The 17,150-nt window shown below is 52.4% G+C and carries 18 protein-coding genes and 1 riboswitch; of the genes, 7 read left to right on the forward strand and 11 right to left on the reverse strand.

Translation table 11 applies throughout. From position 1 onward, the window contains the following. Window position 1 precedes the first annotated feature (1 nt). From HX824_RS26270 to HX824_RS26285, 4 genes are all read right to left on the reverse strand, one after another. The gene (locus HX824_RS26270) at window positions 2-391 is read right to left on the reverse strand and encodes a response regulator (protein WP_122722118.1); all 390 of its coding nucleotides are present in this window, start codon (window positions 389-391) and stop codon (window positions 2-4) included. Continuing rightward, window positions 376-2,106, reverse strand: a complete 1,731-nt coding sequence (locus HX824_RS26275) for a PAS domain S-box protein (protein ID WP_177055461.1) — start codon at window positions 2,104-2,106, stop codon at window positions 376-378. The genes HX824_RS26270 and HX824_RS26275 overlap by 16 nt, the downstream gene beginning before the upstream one ends. A gap of 302 nt (window positions 2,107-2,408) precedes the next feature. Next, a complete protein-coding gene (locus HX824_RS26280) occupies window positions 2,409-2,774 on the reverse strand; it encodes a histone-like nucleoid-structuring protein, MvaT/MvaU family (protein ID WP_177055463.1) in 366 nt (121 codons plus the stop codon). A gap of 288 nt (window positions 2,775-3,062) precedes the next feature. After that, window positions 3,063-3,818 (reverse strand): hypothetical protein, encoded by a 756-nt coding sequence (locus HX824_RS26285; RefSeq protein WP_177055464.1) that lies wholly within the window; start codon window positions 3,816-3,818, stop codon window positions 3,063-3,065. A gap of 252 nt (window positions 3,819-4,070) precedes the next feature. On the opposite strand from HX824_RS26285, the gene HX824_RS26290 reads away from it, so the two are divergent. Beyond that, entirely contained in the window at window positions 4,071-4,406 is a 336-nt protein-coding gene (locus HX824_RS26290; protein WP_177055465.1) for a hypothetical protein, read from the forward strand. Window positions 4,407-4,507: 101 nt separating this feature from the next. On the opposite strand, the gene HX824_RS26295 is transcribed toward HX824_RS26290, so the two are convergent. The 5 genes from HX824_RS26295 to HX824_RS26315 form a co-directional block, all read right to left on the reverse strand. After that, window positions 4,508-5,452, reverse strand: coding sequence for a DMT family transporter (locus HX824_RS26295; RefSeq protein WP_177055466.1), 945 nt, complete (start codon window positions 5,450-5,452; stop codon window positions 4,508-4,510). Between the two features lie 79 nt (window positions 5,453-5,531). Beyond that, window positions 5,532-6,260 (reverse strand): AraC family transcriptional regulator, encoded by a 729-nt coding sequence (locus HX824_RS26300; RefSeq protein ID WP_177055467.1) that lies wholly within the window; start codon window positions 6,258-6,260, stop codon window positions 5,532-5,534. Window positions 6,261-6,523: 263 nt separating this feature from the next. Continuing rightward, window positions 6,524-6,886, reverse strand: coding sequence for a response regulator (locus HX824_RS26305; protein ID WP_053123225.1), 363 nt, complete (start codon window positions 6,884-6,886; stop codon window positions 6,524-6,526). A 23-nt stretch (window positions 6,887-6,909) separates the two neighbouring features. Next, entirely contained in the window at window positions 6,910-8,352 is a 1,443-nt protein-coding gene (locus HX824_RS26310) for an ATPase domain-containing protein (RefSeq protein ID WP_177055518.1), read from the reverse strand. A 215-nt stretch (window positions 8,353-8,567) separates the two neighbouring features. Further along, on the reverse strand, window positions 8,568-9,530 hold the full coding sequence (locus HX824_RS26315; RefSeq protein ID WP_177055468.1) for an arsenic resistance protein: 963 nt from the start codon (window positions 9,528-9,530) through the stop codon (window positions 8,568-8,570). A 92-nt stretch (window positions 9,531-9,622) separates the two neighbouring features. On the opposite strand from HX824_RS26315, the gene HX824_RS26320 reads away from it, so the two are divergent. The 5 genes from HX824_RS26320 (at window position 9,623) to HX824_RS26340 (ending at window position 12,970) form a co-directional block, all read left to right on the forward strand. Further along, window positions 9,623-10,057 (forward strand): helix-turn-helix domain-containing protein, encoded by a 435-nt coding sequence (locus HX824_RS26320; RefSeq protein ID WP_104911081.1) that lies wholly within the window; start codon window positions 9,623-9,625, stop codon window positions 10,055-10,057. 162 nt (window positions 10,058-10,219) lie between these two features. Continuing rightward, window positions 10,220-10,280, forward strand: a riboswitch (Fluoride riboswitch). Window positions 10,281-10,417: 137 nt separating this feature from the next. Further along, complete coding sequence (gene crcB / locus HX824_RS26325) at window positions 10,418-10,801, forward strand: fluoride efflux transporter CrcB (RefSeq protein WP_168224321.1); 384 nt, start codon at window positions 10,418-10,420, stop codon at window positions 10,799-10,801. 10 nt (window positions 10,802-10,811) lie between these two features. Beyond that, entirely contained in the window at window positions 10,812-11,165 is a 354-nt protein-coding gene (locus HX824_RS26330; RefSeq protein ID WP_177055469.1) for a DUF190 domain-containing protein, read from the forward strand. A gap of 2 nt (window positions 11,166-11,167) precedes the next feature. Further along, the gene (gene ppa, locus HX824_RS26335) at window positions 11,168-11,698 is read left to right on the forward strand and encodes an inorganic diphosphatase (protein WP_177055470.1); all 531 of its coding nucleotides are present in this window, start codon (window positions 11,168-11,170) and stop codon (window positions 11,696-11,698) included. A gap of 612 nt (window positions 11,699-12,310) precedes the next feature. After that, window positions 12,311-12,970: an SH3 domain-containing protein gene (locus HX824_RS26340; protein WP_177055472.1), complete on the forward strand. Its 660-nt coding sequence runs from the start codon at window positions 12,311-12,313 to the stop codon at window positions 12,968-12,970. 176 nt (window positions 12,971-13,146) lie between these two features. Here HX824_RS26340 and HX824_RS26345 read toward each other — a convergent pair whose 3' ends face one another. After that, window positions 13,147-14,010: a sensor domain-containing diguanylate cyclase gene (locus tag HX824_RS26345; RefSeq protein WP_177055474.1), complete on the reverse strand. Its 864-nt coding sequence runs from the start codon at window positions 14,008-14,010 to the stop codon at window positions 13,147-13,149. Between the two features lie 387 nt (window positions 14,011-14,397). Between HX824_RS26345 and HX824_RS26350 the strand changes: the two genes are divergently transcribed. Then, a complete protein-coding gene (locus tag HX824_RS26350) occupies window positions 14,398-15,720 on the forward strand; it encodes a chloride channel protein (protein ID WP_177055476.1) in 1,323 nt (440 codons plus the stop codon). Between the two features lie 2 nt (window positions 15,721-15,722). On the opposite strand, the gene HX824_RS26355 is transcribed toward HX824_RS26350, so the two are convergent. Continuing rightward, complete coding sequence (locus HX824_RS26355) at window positions 15,723-17,000, reverse strand: DUF2254 domain-containing protein (RefSeq protein WP_177055478.1); 1,278 nt, start codon at window positions 16,998-17,000, stop codon at window positions 15,723-15,725. Window positions 17,001-17,150 lie beyond the last annotated feature (150 nt).

Here is a 17,150-nt window from a genome sequence, read left to right on the forward strand (position 1 = left end):
CTCACATAGAGGGCTGTTGAGGCAGATTGTTTTGCAGCAACGTGTCGATGACCCGGTAGAGCTCCTTGTAGCGCAGAGGTTTGATGATGTAGGCGTTACACCCTGCCAGACGTGTTTTTTCTTCGTCCTCTTTCATGGCCATAGCGGTGAGCGCAATCACCGGAATAGCGGCAGTCAGCTCGTCACTTTTTAGCAATGAGGTGGCTTTGAGACCGTCCATTCCCGGTAATTGGATGTCCATGAGAATCAGGGCCGGCTGAAGTTCGCGAGCAAGCTTCAGACCGGTTTCGGCATCAGCCGCGCATATGACGCTATGGCCGGCACTGGTCAGGAGCAACCTAGCCAAGCGCATATTCGCGGCGTTGTCTTCGACGATCAGGATCTCGGCCACGGCGCCTCCACATGGGTCGAACTTCGGATAGGTAACCACGCCACAAATCGAGCGCCCGCCCCTTCAAGGCTGGCCACCGCAACACTTCCGCCGTGGAGTTCAGTCAGCTGCTTAACCATTGCCAACCCTAAACCGGTGCCTTCAAATCTACGTGCCAGACTGCTGTCGATTTGACTGAAAGCCCTGAACAATTTGTCCATATTGCTCTCAGCGATACCGATGCCGGTGTCACTGACACTCAACTCCAAAAACAACTCAAAATCGCTTTCTGGAATCTGGAAAGCATGCACCGGCCAGTCTCCTCCCAGCACCCCTACTTCCTCACGCAAAACCTGTCGCACCGCCAATGTGACAACCCCGCCCGGCGCACTGAACTTCACCGCGTTGGCCAACAAGTTGTAGACGATCTGCTTGGTCTTACGCAGATCAAGTTCAATGCTGCCGAGATCGCCATCAGTCTCAAGTTTCAGCTGAATGCTTTGCAGTGCGGCTTTCTCGCGCACGATCAATAAACTGTTGCTGAGCACGCTTTGAAGTTCGACGGGCTCCAGTTCCAGCTCCATCATTCCGGCTTCCACTTTGGACAAGTCGAGGATGTCATTGATCAAAGAAAGCAAATGTTGGCCGCTGTTGAAAATATCGTTGATATACTCGCGCTGAGTCTCGGTCATGTCTCCGACCATTCCATCCTTAAGCGCTTCGGAGAAACCGATGACGGCGTTTAGCGGCGTGCGCAGTTCATGCGACATGGTGGCCAAGAACTCGGACTTCATATGACTGGCGTGTTCCAGCTCGATATTTTTCTCTTCCAAAGTACGCTCAAAGCGTTTGCGCTCGGTGACATCCCGCGCAGCAGCAAACACGCCCTGCAGCTTGCGATCACGATCATGAAATGTCGCAGCGTTGTAAGAAACAACGGTTTCAGTGCCGTTGTAAGCGCGAACGGTAAGCTCGTAGTCGCTGACTTTGTTTTCACTCAAAACTCGCTTGATTGCGGCTTCGGCACTAGCAGGATCTGTGAAAAAGTTTTTGCACGGAGCACCAATCAGTTCATCCCTGGTACGGCCTGTGAGCGCCATCATTTGTTTGTTCACGTCAGAAATAATGCCTTGCGGATCAGTCATCATCAGGGCGTCGATGTTCGACTCGATCAACGAGCGCGTATAAAACTGCTGATCTCTCAAGCGCTGATCCAGCAAAGCCTGGGCGGCTTCCTCCTGCTTCCTTGCGGTGTTATCAGTCCCGATCAGCAGATAACCAATGATGGTTTCGCTGCTATCACGCAAAGAGGTGACCGACACCATCGCCGACAGCCGGCTTCCATCCTTACGGATGTAGGTCAACTCGTAAATGTCCTCAATACCCCGAGAAGCCTTGAATACAAGGGCCTCAAAACCAGGTGTGATTGGAGTTTTAAGTTCTTGGCTTAATGCTGCTGCTCGAGTAATCAATTCGGCAGGATCGGAAATGTCTGCCGGGGTGATTTTGTTGATCACATCTTCGGAAAGGTATCCGAGCATGCGCTCGGCGCCGACATTGAAGATCTGAATGACGCCTTTTTCATCGGTCGCAATACTGGAAAAGTAGGCACTGTTGAAGATCGCGTCTTGAAGCGCGCCAGCCTTGAGTACGGTTTGCTGCCGGCGAAACTCGACAAGCTTCTCAGCTCGAGTTTGGGGATGGATAGGCGGACGGTCTAAAGGCGGGGTATCCATTGATTCATTTCCCGTTAACTCGCGAACCTGACCGTTGTGACGGTGCCGTAAAGCGTGCTTACGGAAATCGCTCGAATGAGCGATTAGAGGTTTTAACAAGATAGCAGAGGCACAGCTCCTGAAGATAATCGCAGGAGCTTTCGTGAGTCTTTCAAGTCAGAGCATCTGTAGGGAAAAAATAATTTACCGGTGAGAAATCAGCGCTATCACCTGTCATTGGGCAGGGGTAGAGCGTGATTACATAGGTGGAGCTTCAGAAAAAAGGGCCCTGATGGGGCCCTTATTTGTAATCAAACCAAAAATCACTTGGCCAGCCAAGACTCAACTGTCGCGGAGCCATGTCCTGCTTTCCACTCTTTCAGCGTTTTGTGATTGCCGCCCTTGGTTTCAACGACTTCGCCGGTGTGAGGATTTTTATAGACTTTTAAGGTGCGAGGTCTACGGCTGCCAACTTTGGACTCAACGGCTGGAGCACGACGACCTGCATGTGGATCAAGCAGATTGATTACGTCCTTGAGGCTGTAGCCATATTTTGCGAGCAAATCGCGCAGCTTCGTTTCGAATTCGATTTCTTTCTTGAGGCCTGCATCACCCTTGAGGGCTTCGAGAGCTTGGAGCTGTTCGGCGAGGTGTTTTTCGAGTTGGCGGAATTCTGCGAGCTTGGACATGGAAACCTCCTAAGTAATTAGTATTGTGAAGTTACACCAAATATATGTTGGAATGAAGAAGGATTATTAACTCATACGATGAATACGTTACTTGGGGTTTTGGCTCCTATTAAGGCGGGTGTAGCAAGAACTCCAAGTGAACGGAGACTCTTTAAGAATAGGTGCGCTAGATCTCTCGTCTTTTCATCCAGCCATTGACAGGCTGGAACAGGTCGGCAGCGATTCAAGGTCGACGTCCGCCTCATGGTCAAAAGCTTTGATTTGCACGTAAGTGCTTAAACGAAATGCTTAGAGCTGCATGACGGCAAGCGCTCTACGCAGGGGCTCATCGGATATCTGGATAGGGCCGTGGAACGGCACATCCATGTCCAAAACGAGGTAAATAGAAGCGGCGATGAGCAATGATGAGATTATGAACATTCCAATTACCATCGAGTTACGCGGCGCGCGGTATCCGAAACTCGCGAAGATCAGTGTCAACCAAGCGGCTAGCATCCCGATTAAAGGGCCCGGAATCGCTCCCTCCGATTGTTCGACGATTCTCCAGCGTTGCTCAATGAGCGAATGGTATTGCTGACGGATATCCTGGAGCATAGTTTCATGAAAGCGATCCGGGGGCTTAACGCTAGTCAAAGACTTACCTATTTCATCCAGGTATTTAGCTGCTTCGCTGTTGCGATGCTGCAATGCCTCGTCCCCTCGATACGGGTTCGCGATAGCGCGCTCAAGATAGGTGATCAGACGGTTGCGCGTTTCTTGCGTCGCATCTCCATAGCCTCGGAGCGTCCGGTCAAAAATTATCAGGCTGGTTGCATACCCATGGAAGTTTGCGTCAATGGACTCAAAGGTGTTCTTGGCAGAGTTGATCATCAAACCAAAGACCAGCGAAGTCATAACTACAAAAATGTTGGCGACCAATCGAATGACGGTGTTCGTGTCGTCATCACGGTGGTGGGCCGCCAGCCTAGGATACCAATGCATCATTAGAAGCGAGGCAGCAACTAGGCACGTGAAAATGGCAAGTGCGATCCAGAGTGAGTTCATGCATCAGCGCCCTGATCAATGGGGTCAAGTCTTGAATGATAGACTGTCGATTGCTCTGCGAATTCTGCTCCTCTGATTTCGGGAATAGCCGTGATGTTGGGCTGGGATCCAATGTCTGGCCTGCGGAAAAATTCGCGCATCGGCCAGCAGGGGAGCACACGGCGGGATTCATACATGCTTCGAGTGGTCACGCTGGAGCAGCCATCCTAGTAGAATTCGTCGAGCTGATTACCGCCCCTTTTGAGATTCTCTATGAACTCGGAACTCACTGAAGAAGAAATGCGTCGCGCGTTATTCGGTACACCTCAGCCCGAAGAGCAGGTGTCTGCTCCTCAAGTACAGGAGCATGTGCCAGAAGTAGTTCCTACAAAGCCAGCAGCAGTTCCCTTGGTGAAGAAGAACGCGGCAAAAGCTTTTACGCCTAGGCTGAAGGTCACTCTCCGGGTTGGAAACGAATTTGAGGGAAAAATGACCGAGTTGATTCACGAGGCTGATACGTTGAGCTCGTTGCTTGCTGAGCAAGAGGCCGTGAAAGCCGCTAGGAAGAAGTACAAGTATGTGGACGTCGTCTCAGTAAAGTCGATGTAGCCGCGCCCAGGTTCGCTCTACCTCCAAGGTTGTTATAAGTGGCTTCAACGCTGCGGGTAGGGGTATTCAGTATTCCTGTTGCTGTAGCGTCTCTGTACGAGTTAAACAGCCGGAGAGTGACGGGGAGTACGATGACAATTCAGACACCACACGACACCGAAGACCAGAAGTGCAATCGCCGCAATTTCATATGAGTCGGGCAGCCGATGCTCCCATAGAAATCCAAAAACCAGCGCCGCTAACGTCTCAATCACGAGCACTTGTCCGCTTAGTGCCAGTGGTAGAAGTCGGCTCGCCTGATTCCAGCACGCATTACCCACAACCGAAGATAAAAACGCTACGCCACCGGCTACCATGACAAAGTGTAGCCATTCGGAGTTGCCATGCGTTCCGACCTGCCAGCCCAGGACAGGTACCGCCAAAAGCAGTGACTGAGCGCCAGTCATGACCCCTGTCAGCAGTGCCCAGTCATGGGCGGAAACGCTGACTACTTGAGCCAGCCGCCGAGCGTTGCTCACTGCGAACCAACTCCATGTCACTAACGCGCCCGCTGCGCATAGAATTCCGGCGACGATTGTCAGTATGTCTGGCTTGTCGCCGTTGATCAGTGCGTGCCAGCTGATGAGCACGACCCCGCCCACAGCGCAGAACAGAGAGGGAGTGAGCTTGCGCAAAGAAATAGCGTTGACGTCATGACGACCTGCCAGCGTGACGAACACCGGAATGAGTCCGACGATCAGAGACGTTGTGGCAATGCCAACCAACTGCACACCGGTGCCCACTAGCGTGTAGTAAATGAGGTTCCCAATCAGGCTAAGCCAGAAGAGTGACTTCCAGTCGGCGATAGTGAGATTGGCGCAAACGCGCCTCCAGCGGGGCATAAGCAAGGCCACCGAAATCGCGCCGTAGCAGAGAAATCTCAGAACGGCGAATTGCAGGCCGCTCAGCCCCGGGGTGAGCTGGGGGCCGAGGAAGATCACTCCCCAACACAGGCCCGCGCAAACTCCGTAGACAATGCCCTTTAGCAGTAATCGATCAGCAAACATTTCATCCGCGCTCCAAAGCGTTATGGGTAAAGTCTGGAGCAACTGATTCGGGGAGTATTGTCGGTAACTACGGGATTTTTTACCCAGACTGTTTTTGCGTTTTACGAAAAACCGCCGGGGTCGTGGCCCTCACGCGCTGCATGGCACGGGTCAGCGATGCCTGGTCGCAAAAGCCGGCACGCAAGGCAATCTCGGATATGGTCAATGAGGTTCCACGCAACCATCGTTGAGCTTCTTGCAGGCGTAAATCAGTCAACCAAGCTTGCGGACTCATCTCGAACATTAGCCGGAAACGTTGGTGCATCTGACTCATGCTCATTTTTGCTACTTGAGCCATGCTTTCATTGCTCCAGTTCGCTCCAGGATCCGCCTGAATACGAGCGATCAACAGCTTCATGGGGTCTGGAAAGCGGGAGATATCCGGATTTAGAGACGACAAAAGCAGAGGCCCCAATTGCGAGGCCGCGATGGACAATTGTGCATTGCCGATTAGCTCAGCGAACTCTATAAGCCGACGAGTAGCGGGGGAAATGGGCACATATATTTTCTGAGCAAGACGCTCGATCTGGAGCGTTTCCATAATCGTGGGCGCACAGTCCAAAACTAAAAAACGGCTATCGAGGTTAGTCTGCTGCGAATGGATCGAGCCAGGTTTCACAAGCGCTGCCAATGACTGATCAATGCAGCCGCCGCGACCGTTTACGTCAATTTCCATTTCGCCACGAATTGGCAGTACCAATTGAGCATGCTCGTGGTGGTGGTGACGGTCTTCCCTCTCATAGCTGCGAACTTCAAGACTAAGAAACATTACTGCACCTTCCGGCCCGTCTGGTTATCCAAGGTTGACGTCCCAAAACGCCCAATGCGCGCCCGCGTTAGGTCAGACTTGCCACTGATTCTAACATCTACGGATCAGAACGTTGATCGCACAAGCTGTATTGGCCATACGCTTAACACTTACGCCGCTTATGTTGAAGATGAGCTATTGCGCTCATCCCAGTCGCTAAGCTGCCGCCGGGCTAGAAGGGAGCCCGGCTTGAGGTTGCTCTGGGTATGCACATGGGGCACTTACTAATCAGAGGCTAGTAGTTTTTTAACTTCGGCAATGATCAAGTCGATGTTGAATGGCTTTGCCAAAACTGCATCAAACAGATCCGATCTTTCCATGCCGATATGGGCCTGAGCACCGCTCATCAAGATGATCGGCAAATGCTGGGCGGAGGGAAGCGCTCGGACGGCTGTAGCGAATTCTAGGCCGTCCATCACCGGCATCATAAAGTCAGTAATGATCAAGGCTGGCCGCTCTCTATCGAGCACCTCAAGCCCTTTCTGACCGTTGCTGGCCGTCACCACCATGAACCCCTCATCCTCCAGTGCGAAACTGAGAATGTCAGCGATCAAATACTCGTCGTCGACGACCAAGATGGTGGTCATTTTAATTCAACCCGCACAAAGGCTTAAGATTTTGAACCGGGCGATGTCTCAGTGGGGACTGAAGGTTCATGTCTTGAAGCCTTTTTCAGGAAAACGTTTTGATCACGGATCACGACCTCAAATCGCGAAGGATCGTAGGAGTTGTCTCGTACTTTAAGAATGGAAAGCGTCCTGCTTAGTTCAGAGTGATTCTCAGAGAATCGCATCAGCATCAGGTTGTCGACGATGCTGGACAGGTCAGAGTTCGGCGCGCTTACCTCTGAACCGAACAGATCACGCATTTCCCAGGATGCAAATACCGTAACGCCCCTGGATCGCAGCTCGTTCATCAGAGCACTGAAGAAGTCATTAATCCGCGCTGGATTTGTCGTGACTCGCGTCATGCCGCTTAGGCTATCGATGAACAAACGCTTGATGCCCTTTTCTTCGACGATACTCAACAGCCGTGCACCCAACCCATCCAATAGGCCTTCAGTAGTAGGCTGCCAGGCGATGCTCAGAGCTCCGCTATCTTCCATACCTTTGATATCGACACCCAGTGATTGGCCTTTCAATCGCAACCGTTGTGGGCTTTCGTAGAAACCAAAATGCAGGCCAGGAGCTTCCACTGTCGACTCAGCCAGAAATTTGAGGCCAAGGGTGGTTTTACCAATCCCGGAGGGGCCTATAACGAGAGAAACACTCGAACTGTGCAGGCCGCCCCCTAAGATATCGTCCAGTGATTCAATGCCACTGGGGATACGCGTCATATCCGCGCTATCGGGAGCGGATGGATGGCTGTAGAGACTTTCCAGTCGCGGGTAAACCACCAAACCATTTTCGGTAATTTCACACTCGTGAAGACCGGTCATTGCGGAGCTGCCGCGAGTCTTACGAAGCTGAATTCTACGCACTGACCGAGTACCAAATAGCTCCTCGCCCATTTCAATTACGCCATCAACCATGGTGTGCTCAGGGCTGCCGTCGTCGAGACGGGAGCTGGTGAGAAACAGCACCGTGCATCCAGCAAAAGCAGCGTGCCCTTGCAACTCAGAAATGAATTTCTTGGTGTCGATGTGCGAGTCGGCTTTTGAGCGCGCATTGAGCAAACCGTCCACAACCATCACGGTGGCTTTCTGACGGCTTATCTCGCGCCGAAGCAGTTTCACTACCTCATCCAAACCTTCGTTTTCCAGAGTGTCAAATGCGCTGACAAACTGAATTTCGGCGCCCACTTTGGAAGAGTCGAAAAAGCTCAGAGTAGAAAGGAACTGAAAAAGACGGTCGTGTGATTCGGCCAGCAACGTGGCGACCAGAACCCGGCCTCCATTTTCCGCGTGATGGAACCCAAGTTGGTTGGCGAGGATCGTTTTTCCAGACCCTGGGCGCCCTTGAATTATGTATGAAGCGCCTGCTACCAGCCCGCCCTTGAGCAGAGCGTCGAGCCCTTCGATTCCACTTTCGAGGCGTTTTAGCTTTTCCACAATGCGACCCTGATCTGAAAAACAGGCTGTTTAAGCCGAGTGGACGGAATGCTAACGCCATTTTTACTTCAGAGCCATTCGCACATTGATAAGGTGGATGACTGGCCTATAGCGGGTTCGACTTGAGATAGATATGGGGATCTAGATCAACTAGCGGGGCTCGCCTCTTCACCCTTACTTATAGAGGGGCAGAAACCTCACCGAAAGGCCGAGAAAAACTATTGTTTGCGCCATACCAGTGCGGGAATTACCCGGATGTAAATTAGCTCGCTGACCAGTTCAATCAGCGTTTGGGTGATGACTGCTGCCGCAGCTAACGCTCTGATCTCTTCGGGTAAAGCAAGTGCCAAGGGCAGAACCACCAACGAGTTCCGTGTCGAGCTACTGAACACTACTGATCTTGCAGTGATGGCCGGCAATTTAAATGCTCGCGCAACCAGCGCACCAACCAATGGTGCCAAGAGCATGAAACCAATGTAGAGAGGAATGACGGGCAGCAGCTTGTCCACGTCTCTGACCACCGCTGAAATTTGAGAGCCGATCACTACGACCAATACAGCCGCCATAGCCGGCACGGGCATCCAAGCCCAAGCATTGTTCCAACCCTCAACGACGCGTGACCTTTTTGCACCGGCAGCTGTTGCTACCGCCAATACCAAGGGCAAAGCAATCAGCACTACGAAAGCCTCAACAAATGGGCCCACCGATATAACCACCGCCGAGTCATTACCCAGCATGAAGGCCAGATACAGGGGCAGTAGCACAAGCTGAAGCAAGAGTAGTAATGGCGTTGCCGCCAGAGTCAGTTTGGAGTCGCCCTTACCGATATGGGTAAACACCACCACATAGTCGATACAAGGCGTCAGCAAGACCAATAGTGCACCCACCAAAATCGCTGGGTGATCCGTTAGGCCCATGGTCAACGCCCAAACCAACAGGGGGATGGCGACGAAGTTGGCTGTCAGTAGCGCCGTCATGAAACGCTTGTTTGCAAGCCCTTCACGGAGATCCAGGAATGGGATCTGTAGAAACATCGCGTACATCAGCACAGCGATGGCTGGTGTCACCAACGCACCTAACGCTTGAGAGGCATTAGGTGCGAGCAGGCCTCCGATAGCCGCGACAATGACCGCGACGAAGTAGACGGGGATCTGGTTCTTTTCTAGCTGTTCTCTGTCCAAGAAATGCCCTTAAACGCGTGAATTCAATTTTCGATTGAGCAGGGTAATATCTGTAGCCACTACAGGTTCAAGAAAATGCTTGGGGAATTCGCATGTCAGGAATCGGGGCGTTGTCTAAATCAACGGGTTGCCACATTGAAACGATTCGCTACTACGAGAAAATAGGCCTTTTACCTCCGGCCCTACGGTCGACCGGCAGGCACCGAATCTACACAGAGAAGCATCGTTCAAGACTCGTGTTCATCCGTCAGAATCGTGAGTTAGGATTTCCCCTCGACGATATACGAGAACTAATCGCGCTCGCAGCAGATGCTGATCGTCCGTGTGCTGACGCACTGTCCGTGGTCAAGAAGCATTTGGCCGAAGTAGAGTTGAAAGTAGCCAAACTCCAGCAGATTCGAATTGAGCTGCTTTCCATGGCAGGCGCTTGTGAGTCAACCTGCCTGGGCTCAAACACCTCTGATTGCACTATTGTTGAGTCCTTGTTCGAACCCGCAGCAGGGACACGTTCCAGATGCTGCTCGTGATCAAGGAATTACAGCTATTCGACATCAAAACAAGCAGTCACATCAGAAACGGCATGGAACGTTGTCAAACCACCGTCAATTAACCCGTCACTTGAGCGCTCGTGGGAGCTGCGATGCGAAGCCGGAAAAGGATATTGATGCCGATTGCTCAGATGCGGTAGGCTCAGGTTAGGAGATGGCATTCCTCCTTAAACCGCCTTGTGCTGATGATGCCTACGTGAACCCTGGACAGGGTGCGTAGGTGTGCCTCCCTGTCCTCCAATTTAGGACAGGCTATGATTTTACTCCGCTGTTTCCCTCCCGCTTTTCATGCATCCCTCTACCAGTCAAACCACACAGGTCTGATGAGGAGAGCTTGCTGTGTTTAAGTCATTAATCGTCATTGCCATTGGTGCGTCACTGGGAGCCTGGTTGCGCTGGATTTTGGGCATGAAGCTGAATGCTCTGTTCCCGACGATTCCTCCAGGTACTGTGGTCGCGAACATGGTTGGGGGTTACATCATTGGCCTGGCCATCGCCTTCTTGGCCGCTTCTCCTACCCTTAGTCCAGAGTGGCGTCTCCTGATCATCACGGGTTTCTGTGGCGGCCTTACCACCTTCTCCACATTTTCAGCCGAAACGGTCGCCTTGATTCAGGAAGGCAGACTGCTATGGGCGCTCGGCTCAATTTCGTTGCACGTCTTAGGTTCGTTAGCGATGACCGCTGCCGGGCTTCTTTCCTACCAAATGATTGGTACTCGCTGAGGAAATAGAAATGAAAGGCTTTATGGTCGTTTTCTTTACTCAACAAAACCGTCGCTATCAGGGAAAGATGCTAGGCGAATGGATCGTCGACGTGGCTAAAGAAATGGGGTTACGCGGCGCCACGCTCTGCACTGGAATCGAAGGGTTTGGGCACACCGGAAAACTGCATTCATCGCATTTTTTTGAGCTGGCGGATCAACCCACGGAGATTCGCTTGGCAATCACGGAAGATGAGGCAGAACGGTTATTCACACGACTGGACTCCGAGGAAATATCGGTGTTTTTCACTAAGACGCCAATCGAGATGGGCACTCTTGGAAAAACGCCTTCCAGCGCAGACCCTTCCAAAACTTCGGAGCTATGAACATGAGCTACACGGATATTCCAGCTGGTAACGCCATCCCCGATGACTTTTTCACCGTTGTCGAGATTCCTGCAAACCACTCGCCGATCAAGTACGAGGTGGACAAGCCAAGTGGGCAGATCTTCGTCGACCGCTTCCTCAGCACACCGATGTTCTATCCGGCCAACTATGGGTTTATCCCGAATACGCTGAGCGACGATGGTGATCCGCTGGACGTCCTGGTGGTTTGCCCTTATCCCGTCTCACCTGGCGTTGTCATCCGCAGTCGCCCGGTTGGTGTGATGTACATGACTGACGAAGCCGGAGCGGATGCCAAGGTGATCGCAGTGCCTCATGAAAAACTCAGCTCAATGTACAGCGACGTCAAGGAGTGCTCAGACCTCCCTGCATTACTCCTCGCACAGATCCAGCACTTCTTCGAAAACTACAAGGCGTTGGAGCCGGGCAAGTGGGTGAAGATGGGTCGCTGGGGGAGCGCAGATGAGGCGCGGGAGGAGATTCGTAAATCAGTGGCTGCTCATATCCAAAAATAGTCTTCCACTCAAACGTTGAATGGGGTCGAACCGTCCAATGACAGCGCGGAGCTTTTAATCGATCCGCCCGCAAACCAGGGTTGCAGCGTCCCCCCTAGGCGACGCTGCTTCACTCCCTTTTTTGAGGACTGGCAATCATCGTTGGGAGAAATTACATTGAGCTTCAGAAGTATAAGTAAGCGAGCAATACTCGCCAACGCCGACAGGGGCTAGTAAAGATGGACGCATACCAGCGCCGCCGACGCTTCCAATTCTGGTTAGGCTCATTTCCCGTTTTAGTGGGCTTTACCTTTCTGGTTCTTGCCTTGATTCTGGCGGGCCAAGGGAGCACGGTAACCCCTCAAGAACTCGATGGTGTGAGCTTGAGTCAGCAAACGAAATCTGCCTCTCAACTTACTAACCAGAAAGCAGCAATTTTGGCAGTGTCTCAATAGCAAATCTCCCGATGCTGCAGGCTTAGTAGCTCAGTCCAAAGCATGCCCAGGAGACTCGTCGGTAAAAGTCCGGCGAAGCCATCTACTCGACCTGCTAATTTCTTCAGTTGATCGAGCTACACTGGTTTCCGTCGTCTCATCGACCAGATGTCCAATCAAATAGATGAAGGATTACAGAATGCGCACCATCGGGGTCATGGCAGTTGTGGCGCTCTTTGGTGTGACCTGTGCAGTTGCTCAAGATGCTCAAAGGAAGCTTCTGCAAGCCAAGGATAGCGACATGGCCGACTATGCCGACGGGTTTTCTGGTGGCCCCGATTATTGGGACGTCGCAAACCTTGTAAATGGTCAAACTCTCAACGTACGCAGCGAACCCGGTGCCGGCAAGCAGATTGTCGGCTCGCTATTGATCGGAGAAAGGGTACGCAACCTGGGCTGCAAACCGGTTGGCTCCAGTCGTTGGTGCCAAATCGAGTCTGGCCCTAAACAGAAGCTCACGGGCTGGGTTAACGGCAAGTATCTGCGCGAAGCCGCCGACTCGCCGCAAGTTGCCACCTCCAGCAGCGATGCCACGGGCTCGCTGCCTTGCGCGACAGCTCTCGGTCAGCCGAGCAGCGACTGCTCTTTCCGCGTGACCCGTGGTCTTGCCGGCAATGCCGACGTTTGGATCGAGCTACCGACTGGCGAGGAGCGCTATATCCAATTTCGCGAGGGCAAGCCCATCGTTACCGATCCAGGGCTCGCTTTGATTTTCGAGCGCACCGGCGACCTGACGCTGATTCGCATCGGTAGTATCGAACGCTACGAGATTCCCGATGCACTGATTTTTGGCGGATAGCCAAACCGGCGATTCGCACGATGACGCTCTACAGCAGCGAATGGTCTAGTTAGGCGCAAAAGAACCTGTGATTTTCATTAATCTTCACTGAGTTGCTGTCAAACCTTATATAGAAACCTTAAGACAAACCAACGTCATTTCTTATGATTTTATTAGCGCAGCCTATCGCCACACCCTTAACTTTCTAAGTTGCGATATCTCTTCATACGGTACATTTCACTATCCGAATGGGTGAGCAGTGTATCGGCATCATTTCCGTGCTCGGGATAATATGCAACGCCAATACTGCACAATGGCATCTTGAGTGTGCCGAACTCAGGGCCCAATGGCTCAGCCATGACGTTGTGAATCTGCTCTAACTTTTTGGAAATCGTGTCCCTCGACTGGACATCTGTTAGTAGCACCGTGAATTCATCGCCGCCAATGCGAGCCACGGTGTCTGTCTCACGCACACAGCTTTTTAGACGCTGGGCAACAGTGCACAGAACACGATCCCCCGCTGCGTGGCCATGGACATCATTGATACTCTTGAAGTCATTTATATCCAAAAATAGCAAAGCTAGCTCATCACAGTTGCCCTGCGCACTCTGCAGTGCAGATATAAGTCGATCACTAAAAAGCGACCGATTGGTTAATTTCGTTAGCGGATCGTGATGAGCAAGGAAGCGTAATTCCTCCTCGGCTTTAGCTAAAGCTGTAACGTTTCTTGCCACCCCAATCCTAGCACCAACCTCCTCCGACCAGAATGCAGCCCACAGAATGTAAACGACTGCCCCATCCTTACGGATGTAACGGTTCCGGAAATCGAAGTGAGGTTGACCATTCATGACTCGGGTAATCGACGCTCGCGTCGCATCCAAATCTTCAGGATGCATATACCTGGTGATATTGGTGCCAATCAGTTCATCAGGGAGGTAGCCCAACAGGGTCTTACATGCATCACTGACAAAAACAATGTGGTCGCTCTCATCAACCACAAAAACTGTATCCAGCATTAGGTGGATCAGTTTGGGGTAGAGGGCTTGTAAATCGATGGCCATAAGTCATGTGCGATCTGAGTCGTAGAGCGCGATGATATCCCGATTTACAGGGTGGACTGCGCGGAATCTGTAGGCATAAGTTATCTCAGAGTGTGAGCATGGTGCGCCCTTTCTTAACCCACGCTCCGGGTTGGGCACGAATTTATGGGGAAGATGCTTGAGTGGATTCACGAGGGCGACACGCTGAGCACGTTGCTTGCTGAGCAGGAAGCTGTGGAGGATGAGGTTACAAGTATGCCGACGTCGTCTCGGTCAAGTCGATGTAGGCACGCCTGACCATGAGCGCAAAAAGAGCCTGTCGTGCGGCGCTGCCAAAGCTGTTTGGAACGAGCTGCTTATTTGGTTAGTCTTGCGGTCAATATCGCGACTTCAAGGGGAGCCCCTCGGGTGATCAAACCGATAATGCTGTTACGCCGAGGCTTCGCCTCCATGCGTTGGCGCACCAGGGTCACGTTATGGATCGCAGCAACCATTGCCGGCTTGCTGGTGGTGGCTTTTGCAAGGCTCGCGGACATAGCCTTGGCTCAGTTTGCCCAACAGACCGCAGAGCGAGCGTGGCTTCCTCTTGTTTACACCCCACTGATCGGCATGCTCGTAGTCTGGCTGACAACGCGCTTTTTCGTGGGCGCCCAAGGCAGCGGAATTCCTCAGGTAATCGCAGCAACACGACTTGCGCGTCAAGGTAAGCCCATCAACAGACTGGTTTCATTGCGCATTGCTTTCGCCAAGATAAGCCTTGGAACTCTGGCGCTGACGGGCGGCTTTTCGGCGGGGCGTGAAGGCCCCTCAGTGCAAGTTGCCGCATCCATCATGCACTTCTTTCACCGCTTCCTGCCCAATGCACGAATCGTGCGCAGCGAGGATCTCATTCTGGCGGGAGGTGCAGCGGGTATTGCGGCAGCATTCAATACGCCCTTGGCTGGGATCGCATTCGCGGTAGAAGAACTTGGACGCAAGCTGGAGACCCGTACCAGCGGGGTTCTTCTCAGCACCATTATCCTCTCTGGGATGGTTGCCATTGCCTTGCAGGGAAACTACAACTACTTCGGTCATTTCGGCATTCAGGACATCAACCTCGACATAGTCATCCCGGCATTAGTCATAGGGATTGGGTGCGGGTTATTGGGTGGTTTGTTCAGCCGAATGTTGTTATGGCCACAGCGGCATCCACACTTCATTATCTGGCAATGGCGGCGACTGCACCCCGTGTGGTTTGCCGGCATGTGTGGATTGGTCGTCGCTATATTGGGTTGGCTGAGTGGCGGAATGTCGTTTGGTAGTGGGTACGGCATTACCTCGCAGGTCATCGCATCCGATGTGGTCGTGCCATGGCACGCGCCCATTACTCGCTTCCTGGCGACCGTAGTGACCTATTTCTCTGGTATTCCAGGCGGTATTTTCGCCCCCTCGCTTGCTGTAGGGGCCGCAGTCGGCGCCAATACCGCAGAGCTATTTCACTTGGCCGCGCAACCCACTATTGCACTCTGCATGGTTGGTTTTCTGGCTGCCGTCACTCAGTCGCCAATCACCTCCGCAATCATTGTGATGGAGATGATTGATAGCCACAGTATGGTGATCAGCCTCATGGCTGTAGCTTTGATTGCCAAGGCTGTCAGTTCAAGAATGGGCCCTGAGTTGTATCAGCAATTGGCGCGAGGCTTTCTCGAGAATGCAGACTCTGCAGCCACGCCAAAGAATCCAACTAGATAAGCCTACCGCGTGATCGTTCTAGCCAATGAGCTCAGTTGATCCTTCTCATGCTGCAGCGCTAACGTGGACTCTGCACGAGTGATCAGAAGATCCACGTGCCTGTCGCATGCATCTTTAAAGATCGCTGGGTTTATTTCAGCGAGACTGATGAGGGCTTTCAACAGGCGCATGTTAACTTCCAGCAAAGCTGCACCGTCCCTGCTGATCGGGGCAAAAAAATCATCGAACAGATCATCAACCGTCAATCCTCGGAGAAAGACCTGTTTACACCCTTGGTCTGCTTGCGAGCCAGAGACGTTAGGCTTGCTCCAGCAAGTTAAAGTCCTCACTCCCCGGCCAATGACATCGATGGCTGTCCCGGGGTCATTCACCGCAGGCGACAAGGCGCGAGAAGCGATTTCCGAGAGCACACAAAGTCCGAAGCGTGGATCATTTTCAAAGGTTCGACGGACGCCGATGGTCAGAGTCGCTAGAACCTTCTCTCTTGCAGTATCGGCCTCACCGGCCATCGTGTTGGCCAAGTTCACAATGTGGAGGAGTGGCATTCCCTCGTGCACAAATGTCCCTGGAAGCACCTCCAGATAAATCTGTATTTGATCGTCCTGCGCGATAGCTCCCAGTGCACTGACATCAATATGTTGCACATAGCCTGTTAGCTCACTTTTGACTGTGATTGCGCCAGAAGGTAGCGACAGATCGTTGGGGTAAGCTGAACCGCCTAAGTAGGGCCACTGAACTCGTTGAGTGATTGCCTCTATCGCAGCCTTCTCAACGCGGTCGATGGTTTCCCCAACCCTTCCGAGCTTTGAAAGGTGATCGATCCAGCGCAGGAGGGTGTAAACGATCAGGATGACCACAATTATTGTTACTGCGAACAGCAACACCCGACCTTGCGTGCCATAAGCACCCGTGCTCAACGCGATGATCCCCACTAGGCTAAACAGGAATGAGCCTATAAACGTGGCAAGGGCATTTTGGGTCGTGGTGTCTTCCATAACCAAGGTGGTGGCACGCGGTGTCACTCCGCTGCTCGCGGCCCCGTAAGCGGTGACCATCGTGCTTAACGAAAAGGTGGTGACGGCCAGCATGCTGGAGGCAATGATCCCCAGAATCTTGTCCACTGCGTCCGCACCGATACGTGCTGGCAATGATTCTGGGATGAAGTCTTTGAATACAACAGCGAGCAGCGCCGTAGCTACCCCCAGAAGTGAGAACAGAGAGGCTCTGAACCACAATCGTTTGGTGAGTTGATTCGTTACCCAGCGCCAACGAGCGATCATTTACAGTCCTTACCTGAATACATCTGATTTTGATGTGGCTCGCAAAGTATCTATGTGGAGATGAGTAGGTTTTCGAAACGAACTCTATAGACGACCTGCGACACAACAAAGCCTACAACCGAAGCTATCACTGGTCTTTACAACTCGACT

Source organism: Pseudomonas sp. D4002 (assembly GCF_013385665.1).
Lineage (GTDB): Bacteria > Pseudomonadota > Gammaproteobacteria > Pseudomonadales > Pseudomonadaceae > Aquipseudomonas.